This is a genomic window from Rheinheimera soli, from assembly GCF_021290985.1.
GTDB classification, from domain to species: domain Bacteria; phylum Pseudomonadota; class Gammaproteobacteria; order Enterobacterales; family Alteromonadaceae; genus Pararheinheimera; species Pararheinheimera soli.
This window is the reverse complement of record NZ_JAJOYU010000005.1, coordinates 1-12,772: the sequence shown is the minus strand read 5'-3', so window position 1 is coordinate 12,772 and position 12,772 is coordinate 1. Positions and strand designations below refer to the sequence as shown.

The following is a 12,772-nucleotide window of genomic DNA, read 5'->3' as shown; positions in this document are numbered from 1 at the left end:
CGGTGTTTACAACCCGGACTTTTGTCATGTTTAGTCAATTAAAACCTATCGCCATTTGCCAGCACGACGCCACTCAGGGCCCAGCTTACTTGCAGTCTTATCTGGATTTATGCCAGTTGCCTTATCAGATTTTTGCCATCAACCATGGCGAAGCCCCCCCTTTAAGCTGCAAAGATTACAGCGCTGTAGTGCTGCTGGGTTCCAACGCCAGCGTCAACGACCCTTATCTCTGGATTAAACAGGAAGAAGTTTTAGTGCAAGACGCTTTGACGCGTCACCGGCCAATGTTAGGTCATTGTTTTGGCGGGCAATTGCTGGCTAAGGTATTGGGGGCTCAGGTTCGGCCTAACGCCGTGCCACAAATAGGCTGGGATCCGGTGCGGGTAACGGCTTTTGCTGAAGCCAAACAATGGCTGGGCGACCAAGCCGAGCTAAACCTGTTTCACTGGCATTTTGAAACCTTCCAAATTCCACGAGGCGCAAAACGTTTGTTATATGGCCGTTATTGCCTTAACAAGGCATTTGCGTATGGCCCTCATCTGGGGTTGCAGTCACACATGGAGGTAACCAGCGAGAGTATCAAAGCATGGTGCAAGCAAGACAGACAGTCTTTGCTGAATTTGCAGCATCTGAATTCAGTACAAAGCGAAGAGGACATTTTGCAGAACTTGCCGGCAAAAGTAGCAGCACTGCATAAAGCCGCCAATTTCACCTACCACAGATGGCTGCAGCAACTACCAGGTTACCGACCTTGCCTGGATAATGCCGAACATCTGGCTTGTTAGTGCTGATTCTGTGCTGCAAAAACGCTGTCAGACCAACTCAGTTTCACTTGCAGTACACTGTTTTGGCGCTCTAGTTGAAGCTCTAATCCTGTTTGCTGACAAAGCCGTTGCACTATGCCCAGGCCCAAACCATAACCACTGCTTTGGCGGCCTTTGGCAAATAAAGCGGTTAACTCAGTGGGCACATCTTCGGCTTGCAAGGGGTTACGGATCAGCAAACCCAACGAGTCGGCGCTGATATGAATAATGCCGGGGGCACTATGTAAAAAAGCATTTTGCAGTAAGTTGGTCAGCACCATTTGCAGCAATACTGGGTTGAGTTGCAACTGCAGATCAGGTTCCACCTGCAGTTCAAGTTCGATGTGTTTACCGTCCAGCAAAGGCGATAAGTTCAGTACCAGTTGCTCCAGCAAACCAGCCAATTTGATAGTTTCAGTCTGGCCCAAATGCTGCTCACGTGACATCGCCAGTAAAGTGCTGATCAGTTGGTTCATTTGCCTGCTGCTGTGCTGAATTTGCTCTAAGCGTTGTTGCTGCTCTGCTGGCCATGCTTGCGTTGAGGCTTGCGCCAATAACAACTCACAACTGCTTTGTATAACCGCCAGTGGTGTTCGCAGCTCGTGGCTGGCATCGCGGCTAAAAGCTTGCTCCCGGGCAATAAAGGCCTGCACTCTTTGCCAGTTTTGCTCTAAAGCCTCAGCCAATACGCCTATTTCATTGGCCGGAAAAACTTTGGAAAAACCCGGACTAAACTGATCGTTTTGCACCAGTTCAGCCAACTGGGTTAAAGGCCGGGTTGCCCGGCGTGCTAAGGCAAAACCCAAAGCTGCGGCCAGCAACAGCATCATTAAAGTGCTGATGCCATAGAGTAAAAACATTTCATCCCGAATTGGCCGCACCACCAGTTGCTGACTGACTTCCGCCACTAGCCAAACTGGCTCCTTTACCGCAGGATGAACGAAACGACGAAGGTGATAATGCCGCCCATCCAGACCACTGTATTCCGTACGCTTGGTGTTGGGTTCAAGAACTTGCAGCAGATCTGCCGGAAAATCCTTAGTACCAAGGTAAATCCGCATAGCAGGAGATTGAGGTGCAGATAACTGCGGCTGTTGCAGTTGGCGTTTTTGTTCGTCCATTAACTGATGACGAAAAAACTGGTCTTCCACCGTATATACAAAAATTACGTTAAAAAAGCTGAATAAAGAAGCACAAAGCAGCGCCAGAATAACAAAAGCCCAAATAATACGTTGGCCTAAACTTCGGGCTGGTTTATTCATGGATGAGGCCCCTGCGGCACGACCAGCTTAAAACCTATGCCATAGACTGTATGCAACATGGCAGCAGAAAATGACTTATCCAGTTGTTGGCGCAGCAGATAAATATGGGCACGCAACGCATCTGAATCCGGCGGCTCGTCGCCCCACAGCTGATAACTTAAATCAGAGCGGCTGACCAAAGCCGGATAAGCTTCAGCCAGCACCACCAAAATACGATAACCCAGCGGATGTAAATCCAACGGCTGACCGGATCGGCTGGCTTGTTGTTGCGATCTGTCTATCACTAGAGGCCCCAGCTGTAATTGCGGATCGACGCTAAGTAAATGACGACGACTTAAGGCCATACAACGCACCGCCAATTCGGCCAGCTCAAAAGGCTTGGTCAGGTAATCATCAGCACCAGCAGCAAAACCCTGCAACTTATCATCCAGACTATCCAAAGCGGTCAGCATCAATACAGGCACAGCTTTCAACCACAACTGGCGTAATTGCATACAGAGCTGCCTGCCATCTATATCCGGCAACATCAAATCCAACAGCACTAAATCGTAGCTATGCTGTTTCGCCAGTTGCAAAGCCAAAGCACCTGTAGCCGCATAATCCAGCTGATGCCCGGCTGTGGTCAGATAATCGATAATATTGGCGGCCAGCGCCTGCTGGTCTTCCACCAGCAGAATACGCAGGCAGGGTTGGCTATGGTTTTTCAAGTTCTGAGCTTTCACTTTATCCTTGAGCTTTTGTCAGCAATTCTTGTGCTGCTTTGGAGTCTGGTTGTTGTTTTAGCACAGCTTTTGCAAGTTCAACAGCGCGAGTTGTATTGCCCAGTTGCAACTGCCCTTGTGCTAATGCCATTAAAAACTGCGGAGCGGTAAAGCTGTCACTGACCATTTCCATCACTTGCACTGCTTGCTGACGCTCTGGCTCGGCGTTGGCAAATTGCAGGGAGTAATAACCCCAAGCCGCCATCAGTTGAATATCCACCAGTTTTTCATCCAGTGGTTGTGGCACAGCTTGTCCAACTAAAAACTGCTGAATTAAAGTGACAGCCTGTTCATCCGGATAAGCCTCACGCTGTGTCGTTTTCAATTCTAACTGAGCCAAGATCGCATCGACCAAAGCTGGTGTTGAGTAGGGGTTTTGCCCGGTAATCAGCTTACCATCCTGCACCACTAACGGCAGCATAGGGCCAGTTTGTTGATACAAGGCTCCGGCTTTGGTTAAACCGTCCTGCAGTAAGAACGGATAAAGCGGCAGCATCTCTTTGGCAAACATAGTTTCTTCCTGATTGCTGAAACCCGCTACTTTTTTACCTTGCAGTAACAGCGAACCATCTTTGTTTTTCACATGAATTAAAGCCGCTGGGCCATGACAAACCGCAGCTATCACTTTTTGCTGCTGCGCCATATCCGCCAGTAATTGCTGTAACGGCTGATGCTCGGCTAAATCAAACATAGCGCCTTTGCCACCCAGTACCAGCGCAGCCTGATAGTCGTTCGCTTTAATTTCGCTGAGTTTTTTGCTGCCAGCCAGTAGCTGCATGGCTGCAGGATTTGCTAAAGCGGCAGCGTTATAAGGCTTGGTTTTGTTGTATTCACCTACTTCCACTTTGCCGCCTTTTGGGCTGGCCAGCTCCAGCTGAACTTGCGGACTTAATAATTGATAAGCCATGGCATACTCATCAAATTCCAAACCAGGTTTTTTCGGGTCATCGGCCACGCCGTAACTGCTGGCAATTAATAACACTTTAGGTTTCTGCACAGGCTCTTCAGCCTGAAGTGCACCACTACACACACTTGCACTCGATAGCGACATAACAGCCAGCAACCAAAGGCCGGCCTTTTTATATAAAGTTGATTTCATCTTTTGTTACTCCGTTGTCAGGGTTCAGCAGCAGAGTGACAAAACAAAAGTAAAAGGGGCGTGAAAAGCACTATAGATGCGAATAACAGCCAAAAGAATTGCAACTTAAAGGCAGTATCAAGCGGGCCAGAGCAGGCCCGCATACTCAATTTACGCTAGAGGAAAAACAATCAATAGCAGAGATTAATCAAGTAAAGCGCCACCATGAAACCTCGCAAGAACAGGGTTAAGTGCATACAACAACGCCACGGCTGCTCAATCCCGCAGTACGCTGCTGCGGCGAAATTCATCCTGTGGGAACACCCTGCCATTTAGCATGCATTCAAAAATGTGTTTAAACACTAAACCCGCTTTACCCCGCTGCCGACCGCTAAGAAAGTACGAATGACCTTTAGGGCTGTCGTACAGATTGTTCAGATCATCACAATCTACACTGTATAAGTTATGTGGGGTTTGGCTGATGTCTTCTGGCCCTGTATGACCCAGTCGGCGCGAGGCTACCTTGTTTTTCAAATTAGCTACTTTACTGCTGCGTAAAGCCAAGTCGTCAGAGGCAAAATAGACCACTACGTTGCGTGAGGCGTCGGCAATGAGCTTGCCTGGTTGGTTTTTGTGAATGGACTCATTCCGAACATCCGCCGCCACCATAAAGGTGTTGCGGAAAATTAACGGCACACCGTCGGCCAGATCATTTTTGTCCCAGTCGACCAAGGTCTGGCGCAACACCCTGTTTCCCATCGAATGAGCCAACACATTAATGCGCTTCAAACAAGGCGCAGTTTCTGGTTCATTGGCAGGGGAACTGCGCCAGTCCATAAAAATACTTAAGGCCCGGGAGAAGGCTGCCGCACTTTGGTCAGCAGATTTTTGATCATCCCAATAGTCTTTCACTATGCCAAGATCAGCGTCACATGGCCAAATAACAGGCACCACCAACACTTCATCCGGCTTTTCTGCATTACAAAGCTGCTGCAGTTCAATAGCAGATCCAAAGACATCATCCGGTAAGTTAGAAAAACCGTGAATATACAATAGCAATTGTCTAACCGGGCTCTGCTTTAACTGTCGCAAGAAAGCATCTCCCATCACCTCAGTGATATGACCATCGGCATGCCGCTGACAAAAAAACACTGAATTACTTGGAGCATTGTTACGCAGATCAAATTCAAACTTCCGATTCGCTTTACTGAGAATTGATCCTTTTGGAAACCTATTGGTGATAAATAACATGGCAAATCCCTTCTGTGTAAATGACGTTTCACCCGAACCTTTTTCGGGCACAGAAAGCATAGACAGATCATCGGGAAATTCACTATGGCAGAGCAGAGTTTTCACTCATTTTACCCTCTGCGAATGCTTCAAAGCTTACCGCAGGAAGGGCTTCTAGATTGCAACCTTAGCCCAGCGTCTTTTCACCTTGTTTTGCTCAGGTTTGTGCTGGATCAAAGACCGGTTAACTGAAAGGCGTAGCATGAGGGACAAACCACAGACAGGATCAACGCAATGACCGATTATAAATCTGTACTGCTTGCATCAGAGCGTCAATTGCAACACAAGCTAGATAAACTCCATGCGGACTTTGGCATAACTGCTAACGCCAATAGTTCAGAGCAGGCACTGGAGCGCGAAAATGATGAAGTACTGGATCAGCTGGAACGCCAGACCGCACAAGAGCTACAACAGGTTCGCAACGCACTGCAAGCCATAGCAGTAGGTAGCTATGGTACCTGCATTGATTGTGGTGAAAAAATTCAGGCAGAACGATTAGATCTTTTACCTTACAGCCTGCAGTGCCAGCACTGCGCCTAACCAAAAACGGGGAAAACTATGCCAGATAAACACGATTTACATGCTGAATTTCCGGAATACAAAGAACAAATCCATCAGTTAAAGCAACACAACAATCACTTTGCTGTGTTGTTCAACCGTTACCATGAAATTGACCACGAAATACACCGTATTGAGCAAGGCTCAGAAATCTGCAGCGACGATTATCTCGAGCAGCAAAAATTACAGCGTCTGCACTTAAAAGATGATTTATACATGATGCTCAAAGCGGCTGAAGCGGCAGTTTAATCACCAGGACATGACTGCCAGCACAGCAAGCACAAAGGCCGGTTCAAATCCGGCCTGTGACTTTAATCGGCTTTTTGTTCCAGTTCCAGCTTACGTTTTTCAGCTTGGTGTAACAGCTGATCCAGCGTAGCTCGGTCATATACTTTGCCCTGATACAACAAAGTTTCAATACTGCGACTGGCTTTAATATCAGCCAGCGGGTTTTGATTCAGCAGTACTAAATCTGCTTTTTTCCCGACAGCTATACTGCCATAATCCTTGTCCTGACGCATAAAACGAGCCCCATTGATGGTAGCCGTTTGCAGAATTTGAGCTGGTGTTAAACCCGCCTGCTGGAACAACTCCAGTTCGTCATGTAATGCCTGAGCCGGGTAGACATAAGTGTTCAGTGCTGCTGAATCACTGCCTGCCAGCAAAGTGACACCAGCCTGCTGCAGATAAGGTAATTGACTGGCAATCAGTTGTTCTTTGTCTTTACGCTGTTGTCGCTGTTCCGGCGTTTCATTGGCCATACGGTCAATACGCCATTGATAGTTAGAAGTAAAATCTTTGGTCAGGTACTTTAAAAACTCATCATGACTATGGTCAGTGTCATGCAAATGCGCCAGTTGCTGGCCACCAATTAAAGTGGGGGTAACAGCGACATTCCGCTGTTTTAGAATGCGGTAGCCTTGCAGTGCCTGCTGCTGATTAAAACCTGTTTTGTAGTGTTCTGCTGCTTGTTGATTCGTTAGGGTTCCGGCTCGCACTCTGGCGGCAACAAGACCTTCATCAGCAAAACCCAAACGCAGCAGATAAGAGGCATGTTCAAGGCTGGATAAACCAGCTTCCGACAGTTGCGCAATACTGGTGCCATAAGGCACATGACTGGAGACTAACAAACCACGTTTTTTTGCTTCTTGAATGGTTGCCAGATATAAATCAGCTTGCAGAGTATTTTCAGTGATCTTGATAAAGTCGACCTGCATCTGCTGCAATTTATCCATACCAGCGAGCATATCGGCTTCGCTGCCTATTTCCAGATCGCCATCCCATAAAGAGTTGATGCCTTCAAACTTCTGACCAGCGGTAAAAATTTTAGGCCCAAGCAGTTTGTTCTGATCCACTAAAGTACGCCAGTTCAGCACTACAGGAGCCAAATTACTGGCCGCCTCACGCACACCGGTAATGCCATAGGCCAGATACACAGGTAAAAGCAGCTTGTTGTCTTCGACTAAATCGCGGCCTTCAAAATGCACATGCATATCCCACAAGCCCGGTATTAAATAGCGGCCACCCGCATCCAGTTGCTGCGCATTTGGATAATCACTCAACTGAGCTTCAGGCAAAATTGCCTGAATGCGGTCTTGTTTGATCACCAGCAACTGGTCTTGCACCAACTGGCCGGTTTCCACATCAACCAGTTGCAGATTATGTAGCACCAGCAAAGGTTCATTTACCTTAGGGGTACAACTGAATAAAACCACAGCAGCTGCGGTAATCAACGAAAGACGGATTAATGTCATCATCAACTCTCGACAAATAACAAAGGACTTATAGTGCCGCAACTAGCTGAAATACCTCTAGCTCGTCAAACGCAGTAAAAGCTACGCTGGTCTTATTGCTGTTTAGTGCCCAGTTGCTCCATTTGCTTTGAAGCACTTAAGGAAACAGTGTTATTACTTTGAGCCTGGCTGTGTTTTACCGCAAAAGCTTTACCATAGCGCCAATTCAAAGCAGTGGATCACAGCAATGCAGCAGTGGTGGTTATTTTTTAGTATTGCTCTAATCACAACCTTTTCGCCCGGCCCTGCAGTGTTATTTGCTGTCAGTAATGCACTAGGTATGGGAGCACGCACTGCGGTATTTGGTTCTTTGGGCAATGTACTGGGGTTAAGCTTATTATCCTTGCTGGCTTTTGTCGGTTTAGGTGCGGTGCTTGCCACCTCACCTCTGGCGTTTTTTATGTTGAAAATAGCCGGAGCTGCTTATCTGGTGTATCTGGCGTTGCAGCAATGGCAGCAGAGCAGGAAAAACAAAGCTGTGCTGGCTGGAGTACCACAAAAACGGCGGCAAATATTCCGTCAGGGCTTTGTCGTAGCCATCACCAACCCAAAAGCCATTTTGTTTTTCTCGGCATTGTTTCCACAATTTATTCAGCCGGAGCAGGCGGCATGGCCGCAATTTAGCTTGTTAACCGTTACTTTTATTCTCTGTTCTTTAATTTCACATGGCAGCTATTTATTGCTGGCACATAAACTTCAGCCTTACCTGCAACAACCAAAACCCGCCCGCTGGCTGAACCGGATCAGCGCTTTGTTATTGCTGTTTATTGGCGTCAGTTTGCTATGGACTGAAAGCGCTAACTGGTAACGGCCGCTTTATGTTTTTTCTCAACACCTATTGATCTTTTTCCTTTCAAGTCTGTGAAACGTTGTTTTGTCCTACAATAGGATGTATAAAAACTGCACAGCATTCAACCTACTACACAAATCAAACTCCCCACCTCTGAATAGGAGAACTCGATGAGAATAATAAAACCACTATTGCTGGCCCTTGGTTTTGGCCTGAGCGCTACAGCGCTGGCCGCCACACAAATTCAGCTCGATAGCAGCACTCAAGGCGCTGTGATCAATAAAAATATCTACGGTCAGTTTGCCGAACATTTAGGCCGCGGCATTTATGAAGGTATTTGGGTTGGCCCGGATTCAAAAATTGCCAACACCAAAGGCTGGCGTAACGATGTGTTAGCCGCGCTAAAAGACTTACAGGTTCCTCTGGTCCGCTGGCCAGGCGGCTGCTTTGCCGACGAATACCATTGGCGTGATGGCATAGGCCCACATAAACAAAGACCAGTCAAAGTAAATACCAACTGGGGTGGCGTGGAAGAAGACAACGCTGTAGGTACCCATGAGTTTTTTGATCTGGTGGAAATGCTCGGCGCTGAAGCTTATGTCAACGGCAACCTCGGCACAGGTACTCCACAGGAAATGGCTGAATGGCTGGAATATATGACAGCCGAAGGAAAATCCAGCCTAGCTGAATTACGCCGTAAAAACGGTCGCGATAAGCCGTTTAAGGTGCATTATTTTGCTGTGGGTAACGAAGCCTGGGGCTGTGGTGGCAACATGACGCCAGAGTACTACACCAACTTGTATAAACATTACACCACCTTCCTGAAAGCTCCGGCGAACAATACGCCCAAATGGATCGCCAGCGGCGGCCATAGCGAAGACACCTCATGGGCTGAATATCTGACCGCCAATGTAAAACAAAAAATGGATGCGGTTAGTTTTCACTATTACACCTTGCCTACAGGCAAATGGGACGTGAAAGGCGCAGCGCTGCAATTCCCGGAGAGCGACTGGATCAGCACCATGCATCGCACTCTGGCAATGGATGGTTTTATTACCAATAACAAAGTGGTGATGGATAAACATGATCCAGAGAAAAAAGTAGGCTTTTATGTCGATGAATGGGGCACCTGGTATGACGTTGAAAAAGGCGACAACCCGGGCTTTTTGTACCAGCAGAACAGCTTAAGAGACGCCATAGTGGCGGCGCTGAACTTCAATATTTTTCATAAACACGCCGACCGGGTGCATATGACCAATATTGCTCAGATGGTGAATGTATTGCAGGCCATGATACTGACAGATAAGGAAAAAATGCTCCTGACTCCTACTTATCATGCCTTTAAAATGTATGTGCCGTTTCAGGATGCCACAGCCTTACCGCTGAAGCTGAGCAATGTACCGGATTACAAACTGGGTGAGGTTTCAATACCCGCAGTCAGTGCCACAGCAGCAAAAGCCAAAGACGGCCATGTATATCTGGCGCTGGTAAATGCCAATCCAAACAAAGCAGAAACAGCAGAGATCAACCTGGCAGGCATTAGTATCAACACTGTATCAGGCCAGTTACTGACAGCTGATGCGATGGACGCGCACAATACTTTCGCCAAACCAGAGGCCATCAAGCCAAAAGCTTTTAGTGCAAAAGGTAAAAACGGTAAGCTGAGCCTGGAATTACCTGCGAAATCAATACTGGTTGTAAAAGTGCAATAAGCGAGCGACCTTTCAAACCTGAACAGGGCAAATTTACTTTGCCCTTTTTCTTAGTCTTCTAACGCAGAAAAGAAAAACCTGCCGGATACTGATGCCAGCCATCAAAATCAGCTTTGCTTAAAGGCACCTGCTGAGCACGGGCTATGGCGTACACCATGCCATAGTGAAAGTAAAAATTCGGTAAGGCGTACAAATAAACAAACTGCTCACCCGCCAGCTCCAGCTCTGCAAAACCCGCTGTGGTTGCTATAGGTTTTTGCTGCCAACCATCAAAGTCTTGTGCAGTCAGCAGCGTTAAATAATCCAGACTCAGCTGAATTTGTTGCTGTAGATCCAGCCACACAGGCATAGGTTTAGTAAAATTTGGCAGTTCTTTTTCACATAAAGCACAACAAGCACGCAATGAAAAACCAATAGCAGTCTGCGCCTGCTGCCACAACGGAAACTGCTCAGCCGTTAAAGCTGCATCCAGCAAATCGACATCATGCTGCTGAATTTTCTGCAGCAACAAGGCGAACTGACGTAAAGGATGCATAAAAAGCTCGTTAGGTAACATAGAGGTATCCTTTCTCAATGCTAAAAATCTTTGGGTTAGATACAGACATAACCCGTTCAGCACCATCAGCATAACGCCAAAATGGGTTTAATACAGCCAACTGATATTGATGGCATCGACATGGCGCAAGAACGTGTCGAAAAAAAACGTTTTTTTAAACATGTTTTCTTGATATGTCGATGGTATCGACATATCTTAATAACGTGTCGAAAAAAAGCGTTTTTTTAAACATGTGTTTATCTGCACAATACCAATGGACCCTTTACCTATGAATTGGCAAGCCAATCAGCCTTACAACCAACTTCCTTTATTACCACCAGCTTCTGAAATAGAAACTCTGGAAGTGCTAAAAGCCTGTATTCCGGCCAGAGCTGCTTTGGCTGAACTGAAACAAGCGGGAGAGTTACTACCTAATCAGGGCTTACTGATCAACTTGCTGCCACTTCTGGAAGCTCAGGGCAGTTCTGAAATCGAAAATATTGTCACAACCACAGACAAACTGTTTCAGTTCGCACAGGAAGACAGTATGGCTGACCCGGCAACCAAAGAAGCTTTGCGCTACCGCACTGCACTATTTTCTGGCTTTAAAGCGTTAGCTAAACGGCCGTTATGCACCAATACCGCTCTTGATATTTGCAGCACAATCAAAGAAGTGCAAATGGATATTCGTAAAGTGCCTGGCACCAGCCTGACTAATCAGGCAACAGGAGAAACTATTTATACACCTCCTGTAGGTGAAACTGTGATCCGCGATTTATTAAGTAACTGGGAACAGTTTTTACACAACGACGATGGGCTGGACCCACTGATTAAGATGGCAATGGCACACTATCAATTTGAAGCCATTCACCCTTTTATTGATGGCAATGGCCGGACTGGTCGTATTCTGAACATTCTGTATTTAATAGAACAGCAATTACTTAGCCTGCCCATACTGTATTTAAGCCGCTACATAGTACAAAACAAACAAGACTATTACCGCCTGCTATTGGACGTTACCCGCGAGCAAAGCTGGCAGCCATGGATCTTATTTATGCTAAAAGCTGTGGCAGAAACATCGCGCTGGACTACAGCAAAAATTGCCGCAGTACGCCAATTAATGGAAGACACCACTAGTTATGTACAACAGCAACTGCCAAAAATCTACAGCTACGAATTGATCCAACTGATTTTTGAACAACCTTATTGCCGCATTGGTTCGCTGGTGGAACGTGATGTAGCCAAACGCCAAACTGCATCGGTATACCTGAAGCAGCTATGTGATATAGGTGTTTTAAATGAAGTTAGCTTCGGCAAAGAAAAGCTGTTTGTGCATCCAAAGTTAGTTCGGTTAATGACTACAGAACATAATGTGGTGGAAGCTTATGCATAGGGCTGACCTTTCAGAAGCCCTTCAGGCAAATTTCAACTGATAAGGTTGCACCTGTAACTCAGCTTGTTGTTCCCGCACCAGCCACAGATCGTAGGCATTTTGTAACCGAAGCCAATGCTCAGCCGAAGGTTTGCTAAATGCCAGCTCCAGACGAAGCGCCATTTCCGGTGTAATAGCACCTCTGGCATTCAGTACTTTGGATAAGGTTTTACGGCTGATATTTAAATGCGCCGAAACATCAGTCACAGTTAAAGCCAAAGGCTCAATAATCAGCTCCTTCAGAATCTCACCAGGGTGAGCCGGGTTATGCATACTCATTAGTGATAATCCTCGTAGTTAACAATTTCAGCATCCCGGCCAATAAATCTGAATGTGACACGCCAATTGCCATTCACAGTAACAGACCAAATACCTTTTCGGTCACCCGAAAGTTCATGAAGCCGAAGGCTCGGCAGATCCATATCATCTATGGCTTGTGCCTGATCAAGGTTTGACAGGATAAGTCTCAGGCGATTCTGATGTTTGGCCTGTATGCCAGCCGTACTGCCTGTTTTATAGAAGCGCTCAAGACCTTTATGTTTAAAGTTCTTAATCATGTCAAAATTGTAACCCATGAGGTTACATTGTCAAGGTAGGATAACTCGCACTAAACTCAACACCCTGTATCCATTTGGTAAAAAACCACTTGCCTAACTTATCGTTAGTATTTACTTTGGATACAGAACATTAAATCATCGGTATTAGCGAGGTATTTATTGCATCAGGCAAGGTTTGTTGAAGACAACAGTCTCTGTACT

The 12,772-nt window shown here is 46.6% G+C and carries 14 protein-coding genes; 6 read left to right on the top strand and 8 right to left on the bottom strand.

Annotated elements, in window-relative coordinates; translation table 11 throughout:
- Positions 1-26: 26 nt before the first annotated feature.
- The gene (locus LSG37_RS05250) at positions 27-785 is read left to right on the top strand and encodes a type 1 glutamine amidotransferase (protein WP_233078879.1); all 759 of its coding nucleotides are present in this window, start codon (positions 27-29) and stop codon (positions 783-785) included.
- On the opposite strand, the gene LSG37_RS05245 is transcribed toward LSG37_RS05250, so the two are convergent.
- The 4 genes from LSG37_RS05245 to LSG37_RS05230 all read right to left on the bottom strand — a co-directional run bounded on the left by LSG37_RS05245 (position 782) and on the right by LSG37_RS05230 (position 5,155).
- Positions 782-2,065, bottom strand: a complete 1,284-nt coding sequence (locus tag LSG37_RS05245; RefSeq protein WP_233078878.1) for a sensor histidine kinase — start codon at positions 2,063-2,065, stop codon at positions 782-784. The genes LSG37_RS05250 and LSG37_RS05245 overlap by 4 nt on opposite strands.
- Entirely contained in the window at positions 2,062-2,787 is a 726-nt protein-coding gene (locus LSG37_RS05240; protein ID WP_233078877.1) for a response regulator transcription factor, read from the bottom strand. Before LSG37_RS05240 ends, LSG37_RS05245 begins: the two co-directional genes overlap by 4 nt.
- 1 nt (position 2,788) lies before the next feature.
- The gene (locus tag LSG37_RS05235; RefSeq protein ID WP_233078876.1) at positions 2,789-3,925 is read right to left on the bottom strand and encodes a type 1 glutamine amidotransferase domain-containing protein; all 1,137 of its coding nucleotides are present in this window, start codon (positions 3,923-3,925) and stop codon (positions 2,789-2,791) included.
- A gap of 255 nt (positions 3,926-4,180) precedes the next feature.
- Positions 4,181-5,155 (bottom strand): alpha/beta hydrolase, encoded by a 975-nt coding sequence (locus LSG37_RS05230; protein ID WP_233078875.1) that lies wholly within the window; start codon positions 5,153-5,155, stop codon positions 4,181-4,183.
- Positions 5,156-5,428: 273 nt separating this feature from the next.
- Between LSG37_RS05230 and LSG37_RS05225 the strand changes: the two genes are divergently transcribed.
- Positions 5,429-5,734 carry a TraR/DksA family transcriptional regulator gene (locus LSG37_RS05225; RefSeq protein ID WP_233078874.1) on the top strand — a complete coding sequence of 102 codons (306 nt, stop codon included), beginning with the start codon at positions 5,429-5,431 and terminating at the stop codon, positions 5,732-5,734.
- Between the two features lie 18 nt (positions 5,735-5,752).
- Positions 5,753-6,001, top strand: coding sequence for an HP1242/YdcH family protein (locus tag LSG37_RS05220; protein WP_233078873.1), 249 nt, complete (start codon positions 5,753-5,755; stop codon positions 5,999-6,001).
- Positions 6,002-6,063: 62 nt separating this feature from the next.
- Here LSG37_RS05220 and LSG37_RS05215 read toward each other — a convergent pair whose 3' ends face one another.
- On the bottom strand, positions 6,064-7,506 hold the full coding sequence (locus LSG37_RS05215; protein ID WP_233078872.1) for an amidohydrolase family protein: 1,443 nt from the start codon (positions 7,504-7,506) through the stop codon (positions 6,064-6,066).
- Between the two features lie 226 nt (positions 7,507-7,732).
- Between LSG37_RS05215 and LSG37_RS05210 the strand changes: the two genes are divergently transcribed.
- Together LSG37_RS05210 and LSG37_RS05205 are read left to right on the top strand one after the other, a co-directional pair.
- Positions 7,733-8,353 carry a LysE family translocator gene (locus tag LSG37_RS05210; protein ID WP_233078871.1) on the top strand — a complete coding sequence of 207 codons (621 nt, stop codon included), beginning with the start codon at positions 7,733-7,735 and terminating at the stop codon, positions 8,351-8,353.
- A gap of 152 nt (positions 8,354-8,505) precedes the next feature.
- Positions 8,506-10,047: an alpha-N-arabinofuranosidase gene (locus LSG37_RS05205; protein ID WP_233078870.1), complete on the top strand. Its 1,542-nt coding sequence runs from the start codon at positions 8,506-8,508 to the stop codon at positions 10,045-10,047.
- 58 nt (positions 10,048-10,105) lie between these two features.
- Here the strand turns inward: LSG37_RS05205 and LSG37_RS05200 are convergent, their stop codons facing one another.
- Positions 10,106-10,603: a DUF1993 family protein gene (locus tag LSG37_RS05200; protein ID WP_233078869.1), complete on the bottom strand. Its 498-nt coding sequence runs from the start codon at positions 10,601-10,603 to the stop codon at positions 10,106-10,108.
- 268 nt (positions 10,604-10,871) lie between these two features.
- Here LSG37_RS05200 and fic point away from each other — a divergent pair, with 268 nt between their 5' ends.
- Positions 10,872-11,975, top strand: coding sequence for a protein adenylyltransferase Fic (fic, locus tag LSG37_RS05195; protein ID WP_233078868.1), 1,104 nt, complete (start codon positions 10,872-10,874; stop codon positions 11,973-11,975).
- A 21-nt stretch (positions 11,976-11,996) separates the two neighbouring features.
- Here the strand turns inward: fic and LSG37_RS05190 are convergent, their stop codons facing one another.
- Complete coding sequence (locus LSG37_RS05190; protein ID WP_233078867.1) at positions 11,997-12,293, bottom strand: HigA family addiction module antitoxin; 297 nt, start codon at positions 12,291-12,293, stop codon at positions 11,997-11,999.
- Positions 12,293-12,571, bottom strand: a complete 279-nt coding sequence (locus tag LSG37_RS05185; protein ID WP_233078997.1) for a type II toxin-antitoxin system RelE/ParE family toxin — start codon at positions 12,569-12,571, stop codon at positions 12,293-12,295. Before LSG37_RS05185 ends, LSG37_RS05190 begins: the two co-directional genes overlap by 1 nt.
- Positions 12,572-12,772: the final 201 nt, after the last annotated feature.

Coding starts and splice junctions, on each gene's coding strand:
- LSG37_RS05200 (WP_233078869.1), bottom strand. CDS start 10,603: ATGTTACCTAACGAGCTTTTTATGCATCCTTTACGTCAGTTCGCCTTG.
- LSG37_RS05225 (WP_233078874.1), top strand. CDS start 5,429: ATGACCGATTATAAATCTGTACTGCTTGCATCAGAGCGTCAATTGCAA.
- LSG37_RS05250 (WP_233078879.1), top strand. CDS start 27: ATGTTTAGTCAATTAAAACCTATCGCCATTTGCCAGCACGACGCCACT.
- LSG37_RS05230 (WP_233078875.1), bottom strand. CDS start 5,155: ATGTTATTTATCACCAATAGGTTTCCAAAAGGATCAATTCTCAGTAAA.
- LSG37_RS05190 (WP_233078867.1), bottom strand. CDS start 12,293: ATGAGTATGCATAACCCGGCTCACCCTGGTGAGATTCTGAAGGAGCTG.
- LSG37_RS05185 (WP_233078997.1), bottom strand. CDS start 12,571: ATGATTAAGAACTTTAAACATAAAGGTCTTGAGCGCTTCTATAAAACA.
- LSG37_RS05215 (WP_233078872.1), bottom strand. CDS start 7,506: ATGACATTAATCCGTCTTTCGTTGATTACCGCAGCTGCTGTGGTTTTA.
- LSG37_RS05245 (WP_233078878.1), bottom strand. CDS start 2,065: ATGAATAAACCAGCCCGAAGTTTAGGCCAACGTATTATTTGGGCTTTT.
- LSG37_RS05220 (WP_233078873.1), top strand. CDS start 5,753: ATGCCAGATAAACACGATTTACATGCTGAATTTCCGGAATACAAAGAA.
- LSG37_RS05205 (WP_233078870.1), top strand. CDS start 8,506: ATGAGAATAATAAAACCACTATTGCTGGCCCTTGGTTTTGGCCTGAGC.
- LSG37_RS05235 (WP_233078876.1), bottom strand. CDS start 3,925: ATGAAATCAACTTTATATAAAAAGGCCGGCCTTTGGTTGCTGGCTGTT.
- fic (WP_233078868.1), top strand. CDS start 10,872: ATGAATTGGCAAGCCAATCAGCCTTACAACCAACTTCCTTTATTACCA.
- LSG37_RS05210 (WP_233078871.1), top strand. CDS start 7,733: ATGCAGCAGTGGTGGTTATTTTTTAGTATTGCTCTAATCACAACCTTT.